At 52.6% G+C, this 23,125-nt stretch carries 21 protein-coding genes; 11 read left to right on the top strand and 10 right to left on the bottom strand.

Going from position 1 to position 23,125, the window contains the following annotated elements:
- Window positions 1-408: 408 nt before the first annotated feature.
- The 5 genes from AC2FNV_RS16145 to AC2FNV_RS16125 are packed head-to-tail and all read right to left on the bottom strand — an operon-like array spanning window position 409 to window position 6,325.
- Window positions 409-1,356 carry an ABC transporter substrate-binding protein gene (locus tag AC2FNV_RS16145; protein ID WP_170603435.1) on the bottom strand — a complete coding sequence of 316 codons (948 nt, stop codon included), beginning with the start codon at window positions 1,354-1,356 and terminating at the stop codon, window positions 409-411.
- Between the two features lie 37 nt (window positions 1,357-1,393).
- The gene (locus AC2FNV_RS16140) at window positions 1,394-2,767 is read right to left on the bottom strand and encodes an ABC transporter permease (RefSeq protein ID WP_170603433.1); all 1,374 of its coding nucleotides are present in this window, start codon (window positions 2,765-2,767) and stop codon (window positions 1,394-1,396) included.
- 21 nt (window positions 2,768-2,788) lie between these two features.
- Window positions 2,789-2,938: a hypothetical protein gene (locus AC2FNV_RS16135; protein WP_170603431.1), complete on the bottom strand. Its 150-nt coding sequence runs from the start codon at window positions 2,936-2,938 to the stop codon at window positions 2,789-2,791.
- A 4-nt stretch (window positions 2,939-2,942) separates the two neighbouring features.
- A complete protein-coding gene (locus AC2FNV_RS16130) occupies window positions 2,943-3,995 on the bottom strand; it encodes a quaternary amine ABC transporter ATP-binding protein (RefSeq protein WP_170603703.1) in 1,053 nt (350 codons plus the stop codon).
- 5 nt (window positions 3,996-4,000) lie between these two features.
- Entirely contained in the window at window positions 4,001-6,325 is a 2,325-nt protein-coding gene (locus AC2FNV_RS16125) for a DUF1989 domain-containing protein (RefSeq protein ID WP_496773871.1), read from the bottom strand.
- 188 nt (window positions 6,326-6,513) lie between these two features.
- Here AC2FNV_RS16125 and AC2FNV_RS16120 point away from each other — a divergent pair, with 188 nt between their 5' ends.
- A complete protein-coding gene (locus AC2FNV_RS16120; protein ID WP_170603429.1) occupies window positions 6,514-7,515 on the top strand; it encodes a LacI family DNA-binding transcriptional regulator in 1,002 nt (333 codons plus the stop codon).
- A gap of 386 nt (window positions 7,516-7,901) precedes the next feature.
- Here the strand turns inward: AC2FNV_RS16120 and AC2FNV_RS16115 are convergent, their stop codons facing one another.
- From AC2FNV_RS16115 to AC2FNV_RS16105, 3 genes are all read right to left on the bottom strand, one after another.
- Window positions 7,902-8,273 carry a cupin domain-containing protein gene (locus AC2FNV_RS16115; protein WP_170477077.1) on the bottom strand — a complete coding sequence of 124 codons (372 nt, stop codon included), beginning with the start codon at window positions 8,271-8,273 and terminating at the stop codon, window positions 7,902-7,904.
- Window positions 8,266-8,760, bottom strand: a complete 495-nt coding sequence (locus AC2FNV_RS16110) for a MaoC family dehydratase (RefSeq protein ID WP_217362348.1) — start codon at window positions 8,758-8,760, stop codon at window positions 8,266-8,268. Before AC2FNV_RS16110 ends, AC2FNV_RS16115 begins: the two co-directional genes overlap by 8 nt.
- A gap of 773 nt (window positions 8,761-9,533) precedes the next feature.
- Window positions 9,534-11,333, bottom strand: coding sequence for a GAF domain-containing protein (locus tag AC2FNV_RS16105; RefSeq protein ID WP_496773868.1), 1,800 nt, complete (start codon window positions 11,331-11,333; stop codon window positions 9,534-9,536).
- A gap of 328 nt (window positions 11,334-11,661) precedes the next feature.
- Here AC2FNV_RS16105 and gntH point away from each other — a divergent pair, with 328 nt between their 5' ends.
- Both gntH and AC2FNV_RS16095 read left to right on the top strand, forming a co-directional pair.
- Complete coding sequence (gene gntH, locus AC2FNV_RS16100; protein ID WP_170477072.1) at window positions 11,662-13,008, top strand: guanitoxin biosynthesis MBL fold metallo-hydrolase GntH; 1,347 nt, start codon at window positions 11,662-11,664, stop codon at window positions 13,006-13,008.
- Window positions 13,009-13,018: 10 nt separating this feature from the next.
- Window positions 13,019-13,666 (top strand): DUF3299 domain-containing protein, encoded by a 648-nt coding sequence (locus tag AC2FNV_RS16095; RefSeq protein WP_170603425.1) that lies wholly within the window; start codon window positions 13,019-13,021, stop codon window positions 13,664-13,666.
- A 35-nt stretch (window positions 13,667-13,701) separates the two neighbouring features.
- On the opposite strand, the gene AC2FNV_RS16090 is transcribed toward AC2FNV_RS16095, so the two are convergent.
- Entirely contained in the window at window positions 13,702-14,154 is a 453-nt protein-coding gene (locus tag AC2FNV_RS16090) for a VOC family protein (RefSeq protein WP_170603423.1), read from the bottom strand.
- Window positions 14,155-14,228: 74 nt separating this feature from the next.
- Between AC2FNV_RS16090 and AC2FNV_RS16085 the strand changes: the two genes are divergently transcribed.
- Window positions 14,229-14,753, top strand: a complete 525-nt coding sequence (locus AC2FNV_RS16085) for a MarR family winged helix-turn-helix transcriptional regulator (protein ID WP_217362347.1) — start codon at window positions 14,229-14,231, stop codon at window positions 14,751-14,753.
- Between the two features lie 165 nt (window positions 14,754-14,918).
- Complete coding sequence (gene parA, locus AC2FNV_RS16080; protein ID WP_170477067.1) at window positions 14,919-15,557, top strand: ParA family partition ATPase; 639 nt, start codon at window positions 14,919-14,921, stop codon at window positions 15,555-15,557.
- 680 nt (window positions 15,558-16,237) lie between these two features.
- On the opposite strand, the gene AC2FNV_RS16075 is transcribed toward parA, so the two are convergent.
- Entirely contained in the window at window positions 16,238-16,663 is a 426-nt protein-coding gene (locus AC2FNV_RS16075) for an ester cyclase (RefSeq protein ID WP_170603421.1), read from the bottom strand.
- A gap of 218 nt (window positions 16,664-16,881) precedes the next feature.
- Between AC2FNV_RS16075 and AC2FNV_RS16070 the strand changes: the two genes are divergently transcribed.
- From AC2FNV_RS16070 to AC2FNV_RS16045, 6 genes are all read left to right on the top strand, one after another.
- Window positions 16,882-18,066, top strand: a complete 1,185-nt coding sequence (locus AC2FNV_RS16070) for an amidohydrolase (protein ID WP_217362346.1) — start codon at window positions 16,882-16,884, stop codon at window positions 18,064-18,066.
- Window positions 18,067-18,307: 241 nt separating this feature from the next.
- Window positions 18,308-18,979, top strand: coding sequence for a cupin domain-containing protein (locus AC2FNV_RS16065; RefSeq protein ID WP_170603419.1), 672 nt, complete (start codon window positions 18,308-18,310; stop codon window positions 18,977-18,979).
- Complete coding sequence (locus tag AC2FNV_RS16060; RefSeq protein WP_170603417.1) at window positions 18,976-19,971, top strand: flavin monoamine oxidase family protein; 996 nt, start codon at window positions 18,976-18,978, stop codon at window positions 19,969-19,971. Before AC2FNV_RS16065 ends, AC2FNV_RS16060 begins: the two co-directional genes overlap by 4 nt.
- On the top strand, window positions 19,968-20,480 hold the full coding sequence (locus AC2FNV_RS16055) for a TetR/AcrR family transcriptional regulator (RefSeq protein ID WP_170603415.1): 513 nt from the start codon (window positions 19,968-19,970) through the stop codon (window positions 20,478-20,480). Before AC2FNV_RS16060 ends, AC2FNV_RS16055 begins: the two co-directional genes overlap by 4 nt.
- A gap of 275 nt (window positions 20,481-20,755) precedes the next feature.
- Window positions 20,756-21,022, top strand: coding sequence for a hypothetical protein (locus AC2FNV_RS16050; protein ID WP_170603413.1), 267 nt, complete (start codon window positions 20,756-20,758; stop codon window positions 21,020-21,022).
- A gap of 592 nt (window positions 21,023-21,614) precedes the next feature.
- Complete coding sequence (locus AC2FNV_RS16045; RefSeq protein ID WP_170603411.1) at window positions 21,615-22,586, top strand: hypothetical protein; 972 nt, start codon at window positions 21,615-21,617, stop codon at window positions 22,584-22,586.
- Window positions 22,587-23,125 lie beyond the last annotated feature (539 nt).

Below are 23,125 nucleotides of genomic sequence, written 5' to 3'. Positions count from 1 at the left end.
AAAACTGCGATAAAATTATGCAGCTTGGGTGATGGATGATAATTTTAGCCAGTTGTTATTTTTTACGAGTTGAAGATGGTAAGTCTAGGCAAATGGAAACAGTTCCCATCAGAATGGCTTCTCGCGAAGCCTTTCTCGATTGGGCTTTTATCTCCGATATCTTTCAAAGCTGTTGTTGAAATAGTGGGACCAATATGCGTCCTGGCAGTTTTGCTTGCCTATGGCCTTCAAAGAGCGTCTGCCGCTAACTACGCATCTGTTCTTATGTGAAACTGACCAGTTTCATTATTTACACGAAATCAAATAGGCCACCGAGTCGGAGATGACGCCGTCTAGCTTCAACATAGAATGTTGTTGTAAAGTAAACTCGACGCAGAAACGCAACTGCGCCGAGCCTGTTTAACACTATTAATTGATCCAGCCGTTCACGACATCCATATTTTCGGCCACCCAGTTTTCGGCGACATCCCTTGGATCTTCTTCATCACGACCGATTTGCAGGATCCACTGGTTTACGACAGCGGGATCAAGCTGCATTTGACTGAGGAACTTTGCGACCGGTGGGTTCCGGTCTTCAAGCGACTTGGAATACGCAACATAGATCATCGCGTCTGAACTCGCGCAGTCAAACTTTGACGTCTCCAGCCAGTCTTCGGCATCGAGATTGTGGTCTTCGCAGCCCTCGTAGCGCTCGGGTTCTCCGATAGGTGAAATTTCGTAAGCCGCGTGCACCCATTCTGGGGTCCAGTAGTAAAACAGGATCGGCTGTTCGCGTTGGATTGCGGTCTTTAACTGAGCCTTGAAAGTCGCATCAGGCAAGATTTCCGGCTCCCACAGCTCGTCAAGGCCATAGTCCTTAAACTTCACCTGCCACATGCGGGTGGATTTCCAACCGGCATCTCCGGCCCAGTACTCGCCCTTCCCGTTACCATCCTTATCGAACATCGCGGCAATCTCGGGCTTTTTGAGGTCATCGACCGTAGCAACCTGGTCAGCAAGGTACGACGGCACATACATCATCTGCGTTCCAAGGTAGGGTTGGTTTACACCAACTGTTTTCGCGCCGTCGACGTACTGGTCCCAGATACCCTGACGGTTTGGCATCCATAGATCAGTATAAACGTCAACCGAGCCGTCGCCCTTGTCCATACCAGCAGCGATGACCGAGCCGTCACTCAGACCTTCGACAATCTCGGCCTCGCTGCCAAGAGGCCCCTCGATTACGGCTTGGATGACATGGCCGATTGCGGTTGCACCAGTCCAGGTTAAATCGCCAATCTTGACTGTCTCTTGCGCCGAGGCTCCTCCGGCTGTGCAGAGCGCCACGGCGGCGACAAGGTTTGTCATTGGTTTCATGCTTCTCCCTTTCGATATGTCGCGCATTGGGCGCGGTTTACTGGCGAGTTGTATTCGCCTTTTGCACCACCCGGTCGATCATCATCGCGAGTAGGGCAATTCCAACGCCAGCCAGAATGCCCCGGCCGGTTTCAGTGTTCTCAAGCGCCTCGGTAACGATGTAGCCCATGCCGCCCGCACCAATCAGAGCAGCGACCACCACCATTGACAGAGACATCATCACCACTTGGTTGATGCCGGTCATGATAGAGGGCAATGCCAGCGGCAACTCGACTTTCGTTAAAAGCTGTCTGGAGTTAGCCCCAAAGGCCAGCGCGGCCTCCTTCGTGCTTTCGCCAACTTGCCGGATGCCAAGCGCAGTCAGGCGCACCATGGGTGGCATCGCGAATATGACAGTTGCTAGAATTCCAGGAGGCTTGCCAATGGAAAAGAATGCGATGGCCGGAAGCAAATAGACGAAGGATGGAATTGTTTGCATCACATCAAGTATGGGCGTCATGATCGCGTGGCCTCTTTGAGATTTGCCGACCCAAATACCAAGCGGCAGACCCACGACGACGCAGATGATCGATGCCGCAAGAACCAGTGACAGTGTATCCATCGCCGTCTGCCAGAACCCAAATAAAGCCAGATAGACAAGTGATGCAGCCACGAAAATTGTTACCCGCAGACCGGCCATCTTGTAAGCCATCCAAAGGAGCACACCCATGGTGATCGGCCAGGGCGTACCGACAGTGACCGAAGAAATCGCGCTGAGCATACCGCGCAGAAACTTGGTGATACCGTCAAAAAGGAAACCGTAAAAAACGGTCAAATATGCAATACCGTCGTCGATTATCTGACTGACATAGGTGTTCAGGTTGATCGGTGGTGCGTCTTCGCGTGCTGGTTCGCGCAGAACGATACGATCTCCGTTTTCGTCGCGTGGAAAGGTGATCTTGTCTGGTCGTTCTATCCAAAGAAGCGTCGGGAATTCGCCAATCACAGCGCAATCGAATTTGTTCTTGAAGCTAACCTCTTCTCCCCCAGCGATGGCGCGGGTTTGCTTGATACAGGTCCGTTCATCCGGCGCGAACTGGGTTGAACGATAGAGCATTAGCGGCACGACCAGCAGCACGATCAGGCCAGCAAGGACAAGGCGGCTTTTTTCAACGCCATTGTTGACAGTGTGATCGACCCGCCAGCGCTCATACTGCCGTGCATAGAAACGGTCAGCTATCCAACCAAATAGCAACCGGCCTAGGAAAAAGACCAGAATTGCGCCGATCAGGCTGGATTGGCTCCAGCCTTCGTAACGTTCAACCAGAAAGTCCTTGTCTGCGTTGTCTGCGGCGGCTTTGGAATATTTAAAGACAAGCGCCAGGTTAACCGCGACGATCAGGTCGATTACGAAACCGATGACGAAAAGCAACCAATTGCCACGCAAAGCGGCCTAGACAAAGCTTCCAAGCGTTGCGGCTTTGTTGACGTGCCAGCGGCCCAGCACGTTTTTTTGGATTTTCAAAAAGGTGTCGGCATAGTACGCGCCGTTTGGGCCGGCAAATTCCAGGAAGGGTTTGCGAAGCTCCTGTTCGGTTGCCATAATCTCAGACCTCTCCCTTAATTCCGTGCAAAAGCGAGTCCTTCGTGACAACGCCTACTGGCTTGCTATCGTCCATGATGATGATTGGGTTTTCCTGATCGACGGCCAGCGACACCAAAATATCAAGGTTGTCTTCGGGCCCGGCTGTTGGACAATCCGATACGGGTGGCAGTTCCCGCCCATTCGTCTCGTATGCTGCGACCGGTTGCATCACTGTATGGGCGAAAACCAACTTCAATTTTGAGATTCCAGCCACGAAGTCAGCGACATAGTCATCCGCTGGTTTGGTCACGATCTCTTCAGGAGATCCGGTCTGTACAATCTCGCCATCTTTCATAATGGCAATACGGCTGCCCATGCGGATCGCTTCGTCCAGATCGTGAGTGATAAAAAGCGTGGTCTTTTTCATCGTCTTTGACAGTTCGAGGAATTCGTCCTGCAGACCGCGCCGGATCAGCGGGTCCAGCGCGCTGAACGGCTCATCCATTAAAAGGATATCCGGGTCCGCAGCCATGGCGCGGGCTAACCCTACTCGTTGCTGCATTCCGCCTGACAGCTCGCTTGGAAGGCGATCGCCGTAGCCTTCGAGATGCACAAGCTCGATGACCCGTTCAGCATGCTGTGCGCGGGTGAAGGCATCAACATTTCGCAGCTCAAGCGCAAAAGCCACGTTGTCGCGCACGGTGCGATGCGGCAGAAGCGCCATGTTCTGGAATACCATTCCGATCTTGTCGGCACGCAGGATTCGAAGCTGTTCTGCGTCAAGCTCACCGACGTTCACACCGTTTATCAGTATCTCGCCGCCGGTTGGTTCGATAAGCCGGTTTATGTGCCGGACGAGAGTCGATTTGCCCGAACCCGAAAGACCCATGATGCAGAAAATCTCTCCTTCTCCAACCGAGATTGAGACATCTTTAACCCCGACTACCGCCTGATAGCGCTCCAGCACCTCAGCTTTCGAAAGGTTTTCCCGGCGCACCGCTTCCATAGCCTCTGCTGCCCGGTCGCCAAAGATTTTCCAGACATTCCGCGTGACGACCACGCCTTCATTTTTCATGTTGTTCACGCGCGCGCCTTTTCTCGTTTGGGATCAAGAAACGGGATGTCGACGACCTGCGCCGGTAGCCGTTTCATGTGACCGTCAAGCTTCCCGACCTCCAACTCCGTTCCGATGTCGGCAGTTTCAACAGCCACCCGTGCCATCGCGATGGCATGCCCTAACTGGGGAGAGAAACAACCACTGGTTATTATGCCAACCTGCTCTCGCCCGATGAAAACTGCATCGCCATGCAAAGGTGGTTCATTACCCGTAAGGTGAAGTCCGACAAGCTTTCGCCGCACGGCGCCGGCATTCCGTTCCAGCGCAGCGCGACCTATAAATTCGGGCTTCTTGAAGTCCACCGCAAAGCCTAGCCCGGATTCCATCGCGTCGGCATCGGGCCCAAACTCGGCACCCGCGATCATCAGGCCGGCTTCTATGCGGAGCATTTCAAGGGCCTGCCCGCCCATCGGGACCAACCCGTGCGGCGAACCGGCTTCCATTAATCCGTCCCAAATCTCTACAGCGTCGTTTCGGTCGCAAAACAGCTCATAGCCAAGCTCTCCGGTGAACCCCGTCCGGCAAAGCATGAACATCGGCCCGTCACGGTCACGAAGCCGCGCTACCGTGAAACCGAACCATTTGAGATTCTCGAGCGAAGGGCGTGATGGTTGGGTAAAGACGATATCCTTTAGGATATCGCGGGATTTCGGCCCCTGAATGGCAAGATTCACCATGCGATCACCGGGTGAGAGAACGCGCGCATTCAAACCCAGGTGTTTTGCTTTCTCCCGCAGGTGCAAAGCAGAATTGTCCGACCCACAGCACCAGCGAAAGGCGGTGTCCTCAAGCCGGAAAAGTGTACCGTCATCCAATACTGATCCGCGCTCGTCGCACATCAGGGCATAGCATCCGCGATGAACCGACAGCTTTGATACATCTCGCGTCAGGCATGCTTGCAAAAGGTCAAGTGCGTCCGGCCCTACTATGTCGAACTTGCGCAAACCTGACATATCCTGAAGAGTCGCTGCGCGTTTGCAGGCCCAGTATTCTTCAACTGCGCCGGTGGCGTCGTATTGCGTTGGCATCCAAAGATCGCGAGAGACGTGAAAAGACGACGTCAGCTTCGACGTCCGTGGATGAAACGCGGAATGTGCTGTCATTTTCACTGCGTCCTCGGGGTTGGCACGCCAAGCAACAGAGTGCGTGATCGTGCTGTTTTTCTCATAAACTCGAACGTGCACGTCGGTTGGGTTCCACCCGTTGATGGGGTCGACATCGTCTGGACACGCCGTCGAAACGCAGACGAGATCAGTCAGGGCTTGCATCGCAACGTAGTCGCCGGGGCGTGACCATGCTTCGTCACTGGCGATCGCGTTATCTGCCCAGTCAATCCACGAGTTGAAGAAGAAGTTTATTGCCGGCCATGCTCGTCTGCGGCCTATACCGAAGGGCTCGAAGGCGTCGCTAATGTTGTCTGAACAATTCAGGTGTCCGGGAAAACCACGCTCTTCGTACCCGCGCGCAGTACACGCAAGCGCAAACGTGTCATGCCGCCCGACGGTGTCCTGCCTAACCGCCAGAAGTGGCTTGATATCCTGATCGAAGAATTTGTCGTGCAAACCCGGAAGCGGATAAGCGCTGCGGGCCATGGTTCGAGAGACTGTCGAGTCGATATATCGTTCTATACCGGCATCAAGCGTATCAGCTCTCATCGCCATAAAGTCGGAACATTGCTGGCCCTCAACATCGATCACCTGTATGAACTGCCCTTTATTGACAGAATACGCTCTTGCCGTACCTCGTGTGACCCGCCATTCATCGACGATTTTACCAAGTGGTTCCGGCAGAGATGCTCTTTCAATTTGGTTTTCGGGCAGTTTGACCTCGACACGAAATGCGCCACCACCACCGGTTTCAATAAAACCCGGCGTCACCGGAGCTATTATGAAGACTCTGGCAGACTGCCGCATCCTGAAGATGTAATTTTCACCTGCTTCCGTCGAAGATTCGAAGATTTGGATGCCGCGCGACGTGTCAAGGCTTCCGCCCCGTGAAGTGACGAGCTCACTCATCATTCGATTGTCATAGTTCGCGGTTTCCAATGGTTCCGACAATTCGCCCGGCACATCCAACGACGAAATGCCAAAGATCGGCTCGTCATCAGAAAGTGCGGTCAACCATGCCCGAGCGCCACCATCGATTTGAGTGATCGACACAACGGCGTCTTTTGGAACACGCAGTGTCCCGGCCTCACCAAAACCAACGTCCAGCCGCATAGTGCCTGGCTGCTTAAGCCCGGAATATCGGCGTCTTAGGACTTGCTGATCCGCTGGAACATTCAGCATGTTTCTTGCAGTGTTGGAGACATATCTCTTTGTACCTTCACTAGAGCTCCGCTTTGTAACCGGTTACATTTTTGGGTAAAACTTTAACGCGAGCATCTTGAATTCTTTAGAAATTGACATGTAACCGGTTTCAATGAACATAATTTGAAAGGATTCGTCAAATTAATTTGGAGCTGGGCATTAGCAAGATGAGAAAACCGCCGGGCAGGATCAGAGACGTAGCCAAAGAAACAGGTCTTTCGATTGCCACGATCTCTCGGGTGATGAACGGTTCGAAAAGCGTAAGTCCTAAAACCCGAAAGCGTGTACTTGAAGCATGCGAGCGGCTGGATTACCTCCCGAATCCCGCAGCTCGCGCACTTTCAACAAACAAGTCCAATACGATCGCAGCCATTATCCCAACAATTGAGCATTCCGTCTTTGCGAAGTTTATAGCCGGAATCGAACAAGCGCTTGGTACACGGGGCTATTCACTGGTCCTAGCCATATCAAACGGCGAAGACGAAGAAGAGTTGAAGGCAGCCCGCAAGCTTCTCGGCATGGGTGCCGAGGCATTTATCCTAAGCGGTGCAGCTCACAGCAAAGAGTTGCTGGATATGTTCCTAAGAAGGCAGGTGCCGATCGCGTTCACCTCGATTTGGGACCCGAACCTCAAAATTCCAACTATTGGCTACGACAACGGCAAACTTGCCGCCGAGGCGGTCCGCTATCTGGCATCTCTAGGTCACCAAAGGATTGCAATTTTTCATGGCCCGCTGAAAACCAGCGACCGAACGTTGGCGCGGCGTCAAGGAGCAGAAACAGTAAATACACCTTTAGTCGAGCTGGAGTTCCACGAGACCGAACTCAGCGTATCGGGTGGCCGCGTAGCGGTACGCGAGGTGTTACATGGCAAGGTAAGGCCTACAGCCGTATTGTGTTTCTCTGATGTTTTGGCGCTCGGAGTTTATTTTGGGTTGAGAGAAGCCGGGCTAGAGGTTCCTGACGATATGTCAGTCATGGGGTTCGACAATCTGGACTGGGCAAAGGAAACACACCCCCCGTTGACCACCATCAACCTTCCCGCAGCCGAAATGGGTAAGGCAGTTGCCACGCAGATCATGGACCACCTTGAGACAGGCGTTCCGCTGCATCGAGAAAATCTGGATGCAGAAATTGTCAGACGGTCTTCGGTGAAAGAAATAAAATGACCTATTTCGACAGCGCGAATTGAGCGCCTAAAGCCTCGAATGACTGCCGTTGAGGCGTAGAAGCGTTATTTGAAGTTGAGGGATCACATCCGGTGACGCGTCCTCACAGAAATGAGGGGCACTACTAAGAGGCCTTTTTCTTCCTTTCCCGCGCAATCGAGCCGCTCGATTTTTTCAGCTCTGAAAACTACATGGGGTATCAGCGCGATGCCCACTTGATCGACGTCTGCAATCAACGCTCACATCTCGAGATTTGGTCATACCCAGTTTGCCAAAATCTCGGGGAACCGTCGGACGATGGCGACGGCAGTTTCACCACCAAAATCTTTATGACACTACGGCAACTTTAGGTGATTTCCTTTCCCAGTTTGGATAATTCAAAGAAATCAATAGCCATCCACTTTGTGACCAAAAAAAACCTTGGTCACTTCCTCGATTATATCCCATTCCAACCGCGTTCCGTCACGTACGAACAAACTTTCTCCTGCTCGCAGGACACATACTTCGCCGCTAATTTTGTTCGTCAACTGGCATCGTCCAGATAATATCGTCATAAGCTCATCGCCCTGCTCTGTGCATTCGAACACGCCCCTGGAGCAGCGCCAGATACCGGCCCGTGTCGTATCTCCGGGCCCACCAGCGTCAAGCCGACCTGACGCATATGGATTGCCAGAAACGATACGGTAGGCACTTTTAGGGTTGTCAAACGGCCAAGGTTCAAGAGCGCCAACATTATCGCCAAGTATGTATTTAATCATTTGTCTTCCGCCGAGCCATCACGTGGTGCATGACAAGATTAAGCACCTCGACGTCGTTCTGGTTGTACGTCTGATAGCGGAACCGGACAGTTCCCCGATCTGGCTTTGAGCGAGATGGAGTGAGCAACTCGACCGTGATACGCGCGCGAAGCGTGTCGCCCGGAAATACGGGTGCGAGCCACCGCACCTCGTCCATGCCGTGGCCTCCTAGGTTGGTGCCGGTTAGCACACCAGTGTCACGAAACAGTCGGAAGGTGAGAGCTATTGTTTGAAAGCCACTTGCAACGACGCCACCGAAAATCGAATCCGTCGCCGCTACTTTGTTCACGTGGAATGGTTGAGGGTCATACGTGAGTGCGAAGTCGATTATAGAGCCTTCGGTAAGCGTAATCCCACCGGTATCAAAAACATCACCAACTGATAGATCGTCAAAGTATTTGCCGCTAATCATCTCGAAATAATAGGTAAATAGCAACTTGCTAGTCAATGCGGAACCTTATGAGTCGTCCGAGGGCCAGACGATGTAACAACCGCAGCGAACGTTTGGTCCGCGCCAAAATCAGACAGTAGACGAAAATAGGGTCGATTATTCGTGGTGGGTGCTGCAAACGAAACCGGGTGTAACGATAACGCGGCTGGTATTTAGCAAAGCCCAATACCCACTTTCGACCAGGCTGCCGTCTGGAAACATTCGAAAAACTATAACGCTGCTGCCGCTTTCCCCAAAGCGCTCTGATCTGTGACACGTTGCGGAGCCTTCTTTATGCTCGTTGCACTCTAGCCTCCATGATCGTTCGACCTCGTGGTCATCCCAAGTGTAGACACCTTGGTCACCAGCAACCGAGTATGTTTGGTTAGGACGGTCAGGGTGGATGCAACTCATTTCTAAAGCTTTTGCAGGAGCATACGGCGGCACCATCAGGGTTAATGCAAAAATCCAATTTCCCGTCTTTGTCATGTCGACAGAATGTGCCGATCATTCCAAGTACTGCAAGCCCATTAGGGCGTGATAAAGTTAATATTCTTTAGTCTTTCTATTCGATTGGCCGCTTTCAAGATAACAACAGGAGATTTGGAAGTCGCTTATTCCTAAAGTTTTTGCGTACTTGGGGGTTGTTGCTTGCGTCAATCAAGATACCAGCCTTTCGCCAAGCATGCCCCGCAAGTGCGCTTCAAAGAAAAGAAGCAATATGGCTGTTCGCAATGAAGATGACATTCCTTGGCCCGAAAATTCTCGGGCATTGGTTGTCTAATTCAAATCTAGTCAGCAACAACCGCAAAAACTTCTACAGGCTCCCTGATACCCTTCATTTCCACCTCTCCCCGGCTTTCCGCTTGGATAGCGCCCTCAACTGCGGCCCAAGTGCGTGGAGAGATCAGAATCTCATCGTTCGCAGCCATGTCGCATAGCCGGGCAGCAGTATTGATAGATGTTCCGGAAGCGGTGTAGTCATAGCGCCCGGCCGAACCTACGATGCCGACCGTGGCATAACCAAAGGAAATACCGACACCAAAGCCCAATCGATGGCCCAGTTTTCTCCATTTGGCGCAGAGCTCTCGCATTTTGGAACGCATTGCCAGCGCGAGCTGCACTGCGCAGCCCGCGGGATCATCACAAGGGATAGGGTCATTGAAAATAATCATGATGCCGTCGCCGGCCCGCTGATCGACGCCGCCGCCATACTGGTCGATCAACTCACTCATTTCCTGATGATAGGTTTGGAGGATTTCGATGGTTTCCTCGGGTTCTGCGGCCTCACAGAACGCCGTGAAGCCGCGCATATCGCAAAACAAGGTCGCGATCAGAGCACGATGAGAGGACAGCATGCTATCGTCGCCCGCGCTCACTACAGCGTCAGCGACAGCAGAAGGTAGAAAACGTTTAAGGCGTCCCAAGCGTTCAAGTTCACCGACTTGGGATTTAACGCGGTCGCCCAATTCAGCGTTCAGGTTCTCGAGTTCTTTGAACTGCCTCACATTGTCAATCGCGATCACTGCTTGGGCAGCGAAAAGCTTTAGAATCTCAATATCGTCGTTGCTGAATTCTTCGACATGAAGTCGATAAAGAGCGATTACACCAATTGCGCGGTCGCCCTTGATCAGCGGCACGTATAGCAATGTGCGCATACGCTCCAGTTTCCAAGTGTTCTTCAGTTGATTTGAAATCGCCGTGCCTTCCGCCAACGCTTCGATATCTGGATACTGGCGTACCTCCATGGAGCGAACTGCTTCTACCGAAAGCGAGGTTTCATCCTTCATCGAATGTGGATTCGCCCGAAGAAAGTCCACATACCCAGACTGCTCGACATTAGCGGCCGCTAAAATAAGGTGCCGGTCGTCAGCATCACGAAGCAGCAGTCCCGCATGCGGTGCACGACAGAGTTTGGCAGCGCGATTGATGATCGCATCGAAGACTGGTTGCTCATTGTCAGGGTTAAGGCTGATAACCTCCAATATCTCGCGGTTGGCCTTTTCCCGCATGAGCCGCTCTTGCACTTCGCGGAACTGGCGCACATTTTCAACGGCGATGACCGCCTGAGCGGCAAAGGTTACCACCAATTCAATTTCATCTTGTGTAAAGGCCTTCACCTCGCGTCGGAATAATGTGATGCACCCTATTGCTTCACCATCGAGCAGAAGTGGAACACCCAGGATGGTCCGCATGCCTTCGACTTCAACCATTGCGACCCGACCGGGATCACCTTGGCGGTAAAGGTCGGTATCCACCAAGTCTTCAACCTGTACGATTGAGGCTGTCCGCATTGAAACAGCGGGTACAAGTTTACTGTCCAAAAGACGCGTGGTCTTTCCCACGGTTAAATGACGCAATCCCTCTCCAAAATGTGCTTCCAGCGTCCAATGACTGCGCATGTCGTTCAGGATGACGAGATTGGCCAAGGGCGCTCCTGAAAGACGTGCTGCATTTTTCAGTATCGTTTCGAAAACAGGCCCGGAATCTGTTCGCGACGCGCTGATCGCTTGCAGTATTTCGCGCATTGCCGCTTCCCTTTCACGCAAGATCGCGACTTCGGCATTCACGCTTTCCAAATCTGTAGTCACCCTAACCTCTGCTCAAAACCCGACCGGTTCGTTTCCAATGGGTACCACACTAACCACCACAGCTCATGCTACCAAGCTAACAGTCATCAGATTTCTATTAACATCAATGGCCCGACCACCACGGCCGTGGCATAGGTGACCGGTTTGTCTGCAAGGCAGACATTGAGCGGGATTCACTGAACGTTCGCATTGAGCCCAATGCGGTCTTTCCGTTTTTCATCAGAACGCCTTACTTGCTGAATTCTCAGTAGCTGAAGCTCGTTTTGCAATTTCAATATCCTCAGTTAACCTTGCAAAAAACTGGCACGGGATCGGAGGGACACTCGTCATGAACAGTTTCAAGAAAGTTTGTGCTTTAGGGCTTCTGACTTTTTCTCAACCGATCCAAGCATTGGCACAAGAGCAGCCAACCCCGGAGATGCAGAAAGCAATCGAATTCTTCAGCCAAGCAGGAAATCCGGAAGGCCGATGGATTGAAGGCGAAACGATGGTTCCTCACGTCGAAGCCGCGTCCCACTTTAACGCAGCCATGCTTTACTATCCAGGAACTGAGGAATTGCAGGACAACGAGATCCGCGTAAGCTTCATGGGTTCGACATATTACCCATCACAGGATCAATCTGGGATGAGTATCTACGTCGAACTCGGAAATGGTGATCGTTTCGTTTTTGACATGGGGATTGGGTCATTGAGAAACTACAACAGCTTCTCCGTTCCCTTCAATACGATCAATCACGTCTTCATTTCCCATCTCCATATGGATCATGTAAGCGACTTGCCGTACTTTACGATGTTCCGCCCTATTCAAGGCGGTTACACACCATTGAATATTTACGGCCCGAGCGGGTCAGAACCTCAATATGGGACACAGCATTTCGTCGATAGCATGATGGCGATGACAGCGTGGCACCAGGATAGCTTTAATGCCTGGCCAATTGGTGAGGGCTATAACCCCAACGTGGTGGAATTCGACTACATGAATGAGGGTGGAACAGTTTATGAAGCAAATGGCGTCAAAATTACCCATTGGCCGACATCACACACCAAGGATGGTGCGACGAGCTATAGATTGGACTGGAACGGCAAAAGCCTTTGCTACACCGGCGATAACCGCCCGAACAGCCTGACCATAAAGTATTGCGAAGGTGTGGATATGCTGATCAGCGAAGTTCAAACAGCCACAGTGTCAGTTACATCTCGCGCACTTGGAATGCCAGCTGCAATGGCAGCATACACAATCGATACATCGCACACGCCAGCTTATGGCCTAGGTTATATTTGCCAGCAAACGCAGCCTAAAGTCTGTGTCGCCTCTCACTACAGCTATGATGATGTTTTCAACAACGAAACGGTCGCCGAAGTACGCTACCACTACCAAGGAGCGTTTGCGTTCGGAGCGCCTGATCTCGTTGTTTTCAACTTGCATGGTGACGGAAAAGTATGGTGGCGCGAGGGGGTAACGGGAGAATCCAATCAGGTTCCGCGTCCAGTATATACAGGCGACGAGATCACGTTCCCGGCTCCAAAACACCAAGTCTATGATGTGATAAATGAAACGATTGAGGCCAACGAGATCGACCCTGAACTCTGGTATCCACCTGAGAAGAAGCCAGAGCTTGTCCGTGAGTGGCCGTTGACCGAAGACATCACAATACCTAATCCGTTTGCCAATTGACGCGTAGCACATGCGTATCTTGGTAGCCCTGTTTGTTCTAAACTTCATGTCCTCGACTGGTTTCGCAGGTTCTGCTCGACCTGTGGATTGGAGTGACCTCGGAGACAGATTGTCGTCTAAAGACAACCCGTATTATGGGCTAACCGCGGATGAAGCCAGGTTAGTTGGGGTTCTCGTTCATACCAAGAACGCACGAACGGCAGGCAAAGTGTTATCTCCTAGAGCGCTGCAAGGAGAAACTCTCGCGATCTCAGCCTTGGAAAGTGTTGGAATAGACGGTCCTGCCAAAGTCGCTGATTTAGCTGCGTTTGGCGAAAAATTGAAAGCTAGTCGCAGCGAACTTAATGAAAGCCTTCTGAACCAATCCATAGAAATTCCAGGGTTCGTGTTGCCTCTGGACTTCGATGGCAGCACGATTACCGAGTTTGTTTTGGTTCCATTTGCAGGAGCTTGTGTTCACACACCGCCTCCGCCCCGAAACCAGATGATAGTAGTCAACTACCCGGAAGGATTTTCGATAAATGGATTGTTCGAGGCTGTGGTTATTTCCGGACTACTGACCAGGGGTGACGCAACGCGATCTGTTGGGTTTTCCGATGGCGTTTCGTCACTCGATATTGGGTATCAGATGCAGGCCGTTTCTGTTGATCCATTGTGAAAATGGATGGTCTGCGTCAGTAAAATTTCGCTTATTCAAGCTGCATAAGCTTCGGATTTGCTTTCGGCCATTGTCAGTGGTTCGCCCTCCTTCCAAAGAGCCAACTCGCACTCCATTCCGTCAGGGTCTTGGAAAGACAAAACTTGTACTATCCCAAAATCCCGGACGCGCCCTTCGCTGGCGCCGCATTCAACGAGACGTTTACGAAGCAAGTCGAACGAACTCTCATCTGAGATGTTTAGGGCAAAATGATCGACATGCCCACGGGCAAAAATCTCGGAAAGCCCTTCTTCATGTTCGCTTTGCCAATTCACCTGAAACGGGTGCAGGCAAAAGTCGCAACCCATATCAATCAAAGCATGTCGCAGCATGCCTTCGTCCAGATCCAAACGCACTTCGGCTTCAAAGATGGTTGTGTAGAACTCGATAAATCGATCTACGTCTTTTGTTACGATTGTGACGTGATTGCATCCGTTTGAAAGTGTCATCGCGAATCTCATTTAGTCAGGTTGCCTGACTAAATATAATCAAGCAACCTGACGATATGTCAAGGGGAAGCGACTTGTCCGATTTTTCTGGTTCCGAAGAACAGCTCACCGAGCTGCAGGCCGATGGTATCGCGATGCTCCGCCAAGGCAGACCCGGCGATCCACCTCTTCAATTTTTGCTGTTTCACATGGCCGAGTGGATTGACTATCGGCACATAGCCAAGATCCAAGAGACCTTTCCCGATGGCCGCCGCACGTTCAACCCGGTTTTCATTCACTTGCCAGCGGACGGGTGTCGACTGACCGAACTGGCCCGCATGGCCAATATGACGAAACAGGCTATGGCCGAAATCGTCGATGAAATGATCGCTTTGGGCTATTTGGCCCGATTCCCGGACCCCAGCGATCGCCGGGCAAAGATCATCGTTCGGTCCCAAAAGGGACTAAGGGCGCACAAAGTGGCGATGGATGCCTTTGCAGAGATAGATCGTGAACTATCAAAACGAATGGGGAATGATCGCTTCAAGCAGCTGCGCATCGAATTGAAAAACGCCCTTGCTGCCATTACAGCCGCGGACAATGAGACCGATGAAATTTAGGCGGATCGAGAGTGTTGTTTGCCTACGAAACTAGTGTTTGCCGTAAACTTTCGTTCCAACCGGTTTTCGAATCTCTGCCAGAAATTTTCATGCGACGACCCTATCGCCTTTTCATTCACTAAACGATATGCTGCACCGCAGAAAAACTCTTTGGAGGCTTAGCATATGAACGGTCGTATCATCTGTGTAGCACAGCAGAAGGGGGGCGCAGGCAAGACGACGCTAGTGACCAACTTGGCAATCACGTATCTGTCCGAAGGCAAAAGCGTGGCTCTATTGGACACTGATCCCCAAGGCAGTCTTGGGAAATGGATGGATATTCGCGAAGAGACGCTGGGGGAAAATACAAACCTCCAGTTCGCAACCGCGACATCATACGGGATTTCACGCGCCATTCGTGGAGTTGGTAGCGAAGTCGATGTTATTTTGATTGATACCCCGCCCAAGGCTGACAGTGACGTTCGTTGGGTGTTGCGAGATTCGGATTTGGTGCTGGTGCCCGTCTCAGCCAGCCAGGCTGATGTCTGGGCAACCCATGATATCTTAGATTTGGCCGACCGGACTGGGAAACCAACGCATATCGTGATGAACCGAACACGTGTTGGTACCCGGGTAGGTGAACATGTCGCCAAATCAGTTGCCGAGCTTGAGGCAATGCAGCTAAAGTCATCACTGGCAAACAGAGTGATCTATGCAGAAGCTCTGGGCCGCGGTTTGGGTGCAATCGAAGTTAAGAAAACCGGAGCTGCCTCGGACGAAATACGTTCGCTCGCTCGTGAGGTGTCAGAAATTCTGGAATTGTAAATTTGAGTTAAAATGACACATATTGTTGGCGGGTCAGCACTTCGGCGCTTGGTAGAAAACTCGAAGACAACCTAGGTAGATTGAGAACAACGTTGACGAGTGTCAATTACAATACACTTCCGGTACTGGCTCAATGCAACCATTCACGGATTTTCGTGATCACCCGTTACGCGAACAAACCCGTCTTTTGCATAGTAGTTGCTGCTTCGGGGTAAAAACGGCCTAAACGCGCATGAATTTGCATTTTCGGGTCACGGCTCGGCTTCGACTCCGCCGACAACCAAAGAAATTCAGCGAACACACCTAGCGAGGCGACAATCCAGCAATTCGAAGGTCGGTTCATGTTTTTGTGAGTTTAACTGACAAACTGCGTCTATGTTTTTACTCCGGTTGCGAGACATCATTTCCGAATAGCCTACGATGCTGGCCACCATAAAAATTGCAATTCGTGAACCCTAAAATGTCATCCACATTCTACCTTAGCCTAGATGTTAGCAGGGCAACCGAGTTGTCCTGACAATCGATATCTGCTTGGGGCTAGAAACTGATTTTTGAGCATTCCGGTCGAGCGTCGACTACATGCACGTGAAAGTCAAAGCGTCGATCCTTCGGTTGAAGTGAGCCAATGCATCGCATGCCAGCCCACATTTCGCATACTTTCCAATAGCCTTATTTTTTAGTTAACGAACCAACCCAAGCTGTCGGGCTATAGTTGCGCTGTCATAATAGTCGCGACCCTCAACAACTTTCCCGTCTTTAACGCGCATAACCGAACAGTATCGAACTTCGGCTCGTTTACCTGTCGGCTGAAAATCTCCTAGGCTTGATCGAAGAATTCCTGTGTGGGTGCCCGTATTGCGAAACTCAACCGTGGCCCATTGTCCATCATCGCTGACGATGACGTTTTCCACTTTGCAAAGCCCATCTGGGAAAGCTTCACGCCAGCGATAGTAGTCGGCTTTGTATGCATCTTTTCCTGGAAGCATTTCGCCGCGGGCGACATCTTCGAACGCACAATCTTCGGCGATAACCTCCGCACCACGATCAGGGTCACGCATGTCCCATGACTCGTGGAACTGCCGGACAACCTTTTCGGTAGGATGCATCGCTTAGGCCCCTTTTTGATTTACTGCCTCAAATCTAACCCTCAACACCGCCAATTTATATGGTCCGCTTTGGGCTCGCCACATTCATCAGAAGATTGCGTAAGATGGCTGATTTGAGACGGATGGCAAACCCAACGTTGCGAGGTGTCCAACTCTGCCTTTCGGACAGAGCCGCCTTTGTACGAAAGCTCTTGATGTCCCGCACAAGGTGACAAAATATGGGTCGTATGGATAGTAATTTGGTTCTTACTGAACTCGACAAGACGATGCGCCAATGGCGGCACCATTTGCATCGGAACCCAGAGTTTGGCTTCGAGGAAAAAGAAACTGTGCGCTTCGTGGCCCAGAGGCTACGAGAGTTTGGAATCGAGGACATTGAGACAGCCGTTGGAAACACAGGCATTGTAGCAACGCTGCGTTTTGGGAACGGCGACCGTACAGTCGCACTTCGCGCTGACATGGACTGCTTGAAAATCCACGAAACGACTAACCTAAGCTATTCTTCGGAAAAACCGGGGCTGATGCACGCATGTGGTCATGATGGGCATACCACCATATTGTTGGGGACAGCAGCAATTCTGGCAAGTGAAGGTGGTTTCGACGGTACGGTAAAGTTTGTTTTTCAACCTGCCGAGGAATGGGGTCAGGGAATGAAGGCGATGATCCGTGATGGACTTGGGTCGCGTATACCGTTTGACGAGATTTACGGGTTGCACAACAAACCCGGTTTGCCAGTGGGATCGTTCGAAGTCCGACCCGGACCGTTCATGGGTGCGGAAGATGGTTTTCGGATTGTTGTGCGCGGAAATGGTGGGCACGCGTCGCGTCCCCACGATTGCAGGGATGCGATCTTATGTGCGTGTTCGATTGTGAGCGAGCTTCAGACAATCGTAGCTCGGGCGATTGATCCTGCTGAACTCGCTGTAGTTTCAGTGACGTCGATACAGGGTGACAATATCAAGAACGCTATCGCCAGTGAAGCCATCGTCGAAGGCGATTGCCGGCATTTCGATGACAATGTCAGTTTGCGGATAGAAGAAACCATGAGCCGCATCGCTGAAGGAATTGCTAATGCTCATGGCTGCTCTGTTGAGATCAAGTACGACCGTGTGTTCATCCCCTTAGTTAACGACGATCGTGCGACTGAGCATGCCTTGAAAGCTGCAGAAGCGGTATTCGGTTCCGCTAAAACAAACCCGGATGCCCCACGAATGGGAGCCTCCGAGGATTTTGCCCGGGCTTTGCGGATAGCTCCAGGCGCGTTTGTCAATATTGGAAACGGGGATAGCGCCCCCTTGCACAACCCCGAGTACGACTTCAACGACGATGCGTTAGCGCAGGGCGTCAAATGGTTTGTCGAGTTGGTACGACAACGCCTGCCCGTCACGTCATCCCGAAATTAAACCGTAGAAACTGCGAGGAAGGAAGACAACGGGTCATATCCGCTTTGGACTCGATGATGCCAACCGTAAAACTTCTTCAATGACCGCTTTGCGCAACAAGCTGCCAGTCGTTGGATTTTTGTCAAAGCTTCACGAACGCGCGATCCCTGTTGCAATGGCGACGTATACAAACAACTTACCTATCAGTTGGTAAGCAAAACCAAACTGCTCGTACACAGCGACACTAAAAGGAGACCAAACCATGCGCGTGAATGCTGACTTCAACAAACGTACCCTTGTGCGCTTCAACGAGAACGAATGGGTTGCTTCCCCTATGCCCGGAGTTGAGCGCAAGATGCTTGACCGGATTGGAGAGGAAGTCGCTCGCGCTACCACCATAGTCCGTTTCGCGCCAGGCAGCGCCTTCTCTGCCCATACGCATGACGGAGGCGAAGAATACTTGGTGCTTGACGGCACCTTTCAGGACGAGGACGGAGATTTTCCGGCTGGCTCCTACGTGCGGAACCCGCCGACTTCGTCTCATACACCCGCAGCACAGGACGGCGCGACGATCTTGGTAAAACTCCACCAATTCGATCCGACCGACCGTACTCAGGTGCAGATCGACACCGGTAATGCGGGCTGGATTGAAACGGAAGAAGGTGTTTCCAAGTTGCCCCTTCACACAGATGTGCGTGAAACTGTTGCAATGGAACACTGGGATGCTGGTACGGTACGCACGCTTGATGCCTCTGGCGGGCTCGAGATTTTTGTGATCGATGGAAGCCTGAACGAGGGTGGCGATACCCTGTCCCGCTGGGATTGGTTGCGCCTGCCCGTCGGGGCGAGCTTCGAGGCGACCACAGGTGCAGAAGGGGCGCGCGTTTGGGTTAAGACAGGCCACCTAAGTCACGTCGCCGAGCGCGTGGCATGAAGCCAGATGTAGAAATTGCCATCGTCGGCGCGGGGTTGTCGGGCCTCGCGCTGGCGCACATGCTGAAGCCTGAAGGACGCGACGTGCTATTGCTGGAAACGCGCGACCGCGCGGGCGGTCGCGTTCTCTCACAGGACGGTTATGATCTTGGCCCTTCGTGGATCTGGCCACACAACCACCGAATGCTGGCCCTGCTTAACAAGCTTGGGCTACGGGTATTTCCGCAACATAGCGATGGTCGATTGGTCTTCGAAGATGCGCAGGGGAATGTGCGCCGCGATCTCGACTTGGCCACGATGGGTGGCGCGCTGCGCGTTGCCGGCGGGCTCGCCCAGATAACCGACGCGCTCGCCCAGAGGCTTGGCGACAAGCTGCGCCTTGAACACCCGGTTCGGCGTGTGATCGAAGAAGACGGATGCGTCACCCTGAGCGGAGACGGGTTTTCATTGCGCGCCGACCGCGTGGTTTTGGCATTGCCGCCGCGTCTTGCTGCGCAGATGGGGGTGGTCGTTCCAGATGTGCCAACTTGGATGGCCGGGCATGCCAAATTCGTTGCCGTTTACAACACCCCATTCTGGCGGGGTGCGGGCCTGAATGGCGACGCAATCTCGCATCAAGGTCCGCTGGCGGAAATACATGACGCTTCACCCCTGGACGGAACCGAGGGCGCTCTGTTCGGCTTTGCCTCGCCCGGCGCGGCTCGGCAATCCGGGTTCGAAGCGCTCGCGGTGACGCAACTGGGTCGCCTGTTTGGCCCCGAAGCAGCCGATCCTCGCGCCGTATTCTTCAAGGATTGGAGCGCCGACACGGCAACCGCCACTTCTGCCGACCTCAAACCGGCAACCTCCCATCCAGAGTATGGTGCACTCACTCCTTCCCATAGGGTGATCTTTGCGGGAACTGAAACGGCGCCGTCGCACGGAGGGTTCCTCGAAGGCGCCCTTGAAGCGGTGGATACAGCGCACAGGGAATTATCGAGGGCGATGGCATGACATCAGAAGAGAAGATCCTTGCCGCCGCCGAGGCGCGGGTCCGCACCGGCGGCTACAACGGCTTTTCGTTCCGAGACGTTGCACGCGACACCGGGCTGACCAGCGCAGGTATACATCATTACTTCCCTACCAAGGCGGACCTGGTCGCTCGACTTGCCAGGGATTACACGTCCCGTTTCCTTGAAACGCTGGATGAATGCCCGTTGGATACACGGGTCGGACGCCTGCGCGCGCTATTCGCGGAAAGCCTGCGGCAGGACGGAAAGATGTGCCTTTGTGGTTTGCTTGCAGCCGAAAGCGGAGGTCTGCCTGAGCCGGTCACGGAGGCGGCCAAAAGGTTCTTTCAGGCATTGGCCGATCGACTTACCGGGGCATTTCCGGAAAGCGACGATCCGCATTCTGACGCATTAGCGGTGCTCGCTAAGTTGGAAGGTGCCGCATTGCTCGCGACTGTGCAGGATGATCCTGACATTTTCGAGAAAGCAACTTCCGCTTTGACCCTTCGATGAGACCTTTTGCGATGACTGGAAGTTGGGCGCAGGAATGTCCTGGTCTGATTTGTGGACGATCCAGCCGCTAGTTACAGTGCGGTACTCAAAGGCCTTTGGAGTGGCCAACTGGCACCTTATGATTGTGTACTTTCGCACTATTCGTCGAAGCTTATACTTCAGGTTGGAACAAACTGCGTTAAGACCTGAACAATACGCGTGGTTGCAGGCTTCCTGCTTTCGGCCTTTCAAGCTCCAGACGGACGCCAACGTTTTTCGGCCTGTCGAGTTCGCGAATGGCTGTCTGTATAGCTTTGAACTCGGAAGTCGATGTACAGCGAATAGTTACGCGCGCGCCGATTGACTTGGCTGCGCGTACGCGTGCGATGGCTCCCTCCGGTGAGATATCTGCCATAGTATTAACTCGAGATACGAGCGAAGTTTACCCCGTTGCGCGTGGCACTACCGAGGCAATAGATGGCAAAACGTCGGCTAAATTCCGGTTTCTCGATTTTGCTGATCAGAAACGGACGGCCAGCGACATCTTCGATCAGTCTTGGTGACATAACGTGTCCTAACCTTTAACTTTACCTATTAACAAATGCTGGCACAGTTTGGCACGTATTCAAAAAAAGTTTAGGTCAGGTCAGCTTTTGCCAATTGATGTAGAACCAAAGGGTTCGATTGGACATCATTGTTGCTATTTTGCAAAATTTACTGCTTAAAACCAAAGCTTGCCTGCAATTCTCGAAACTTCAGAAAAACAGACTTTCCCTTCATCCCGCGCGGCATTTTTGTCCATAGTATTTTCGTTCTTGGTCGGTCGTGACCGGACGACAACTGTCGGGTTATCGAAACAGGCGGTAACATCAATGGATTGATTATCTGCTTAGGGCTCGATGCTGACAATGCTGCCGTTGGTTAGCGGATAGCCGATAACTGCTTGTTGGTATTTTCAGCCACCAAATCGACTTCTTCCGCCGAGAAGCCAAAAGATGCGACCATCTTTCGATGTGCCCCCGACCCAAGGAACTCTGCAAGGAAGTCATCAACGTCTTTTAGCAAAGCTGTATCACTCAGTCTGAAGGCGAACGATCCGAATGCAGGGGGTTTTTCGTTGGGCCGGACAATGACCGTTTCCAATGCCCAATCTGGATGCCGCTCGATGAACCCGCTATGTGCTCGGCCAACCCGATCTACATTGGCAAGATCCGCCACAAGACGAAAGTCTGGGACGGGCAGCATGACCCCATTGTCGACGACGTGATCTGGGAACGGGTCCAGGAAAAGCTACAGGCTGCAAGTGCGCGACCGCGGGGTCGCAAAGTAGCGTCCCTTCAATCTGGTGCGCCACTCACCGGAAAACTGCGCGATGAAGCCGGCGATCGGCTGACCCCGACGCACACCCGACGTCATGGACGGCAGATCCGCTACTACGTCTCAAACCGGTTGATCTCGGGCGGAACCGATCCCCGAGGCTGGCGGTTGCCGGCGATGGCTCTGGAGCGAGAAGTGGCGAATGCCATCGCGCGACATATTGATAAGCATGCAAGCGACCATCGGATCTGCGCGACACCTGACCTAAACCGAAACAATGCTATCGGGGCGAAGGCACGGCCCCTCGCCCGTCGGCTGTCCCGGGGCGCACCAGATCTTCTGCAGGAGATCCTGGACACTGGGCGTATCCGGAAGAACGACATCGTCCTGAAGCTGAAAGCCGATGCTCTGGCCGAGGTTTTGGAATTGCAGACCGACGAGATCGACCACTCGATACTGACGCTCAAAGCTTCGTTCGAACTGCGCCGGCGCGGTGTCGAGGGAAAGGTCATCGTCGGAGACCGCGCGCCTCAACCCGACCGCACGCTTCTGCGGTCTCTGGCCCGGGCACATACCTGGGTCGCAGCGTTGCGGAGCGGCCAGCCGCTCAGTGAGATTGCCTTCGCAGCAGGTCATACAATCTCCTACATTCGGAGCCGATCGAGGCTTGCGTTCCTGTCCCCTGAGATCCAGCGCGCGATCCTTGAAGGGCAGCAACCAACAGATCTGACACTGGAACGGATCATCCGAAAGCCGATGCCATTGGATTGGGAAGAACAGGCCAGGGTGTACGGGTTCAAGACTAGTTAACAACATCCCTGATCTGAGCACAGCGGTCCCTGTTCCCGCGGAAAAGTTCCCTGTTAATTGCGAAAAAGGTCCCTGTTAATTTACACAGGGAATTCCTTCGCAACCCATTGATAACGCATCAGGATTCCGGGCGGAAAATCACTCAAATAGCCGAAATCCGAAGAATTTCCCTGTTAATTCCCTGTTAGCAGGGAATTTTAGCCATAACCGAAGCGCATGATGGTACCTCCGGAGACGGTACGCGGAAATCGCGCCAGCTCACGGGATGACGGTCGTCTCTCTGGCAGGTGGCATAGTCCAAGCGCCCGGAAAAACGCTAGAAAACAGGGAAAGAAGAATTGCGCTGACAGAGATAGGGGTAGGTGGCGGACCGAGGAGGCGCCATAGTGTTTTCCTAGGTGTTCCAATGCGTTCCTTTTTCCTGCTTATAATCAATTATTTGTTGACGTTGATATTCCACTAAGGCTTTTTGAGTTCCCACTAGTTCCCACTTTTCTAGTGGGAACAATTGTGGGAACACCAATGATGGCATCAAACTC

Source organism: Ruegeria sp. BHSA163 (assembly GCF_059613365.1).
This window is presented reverse-complemented; position numbering and strand designations above follow the sequence as displayed.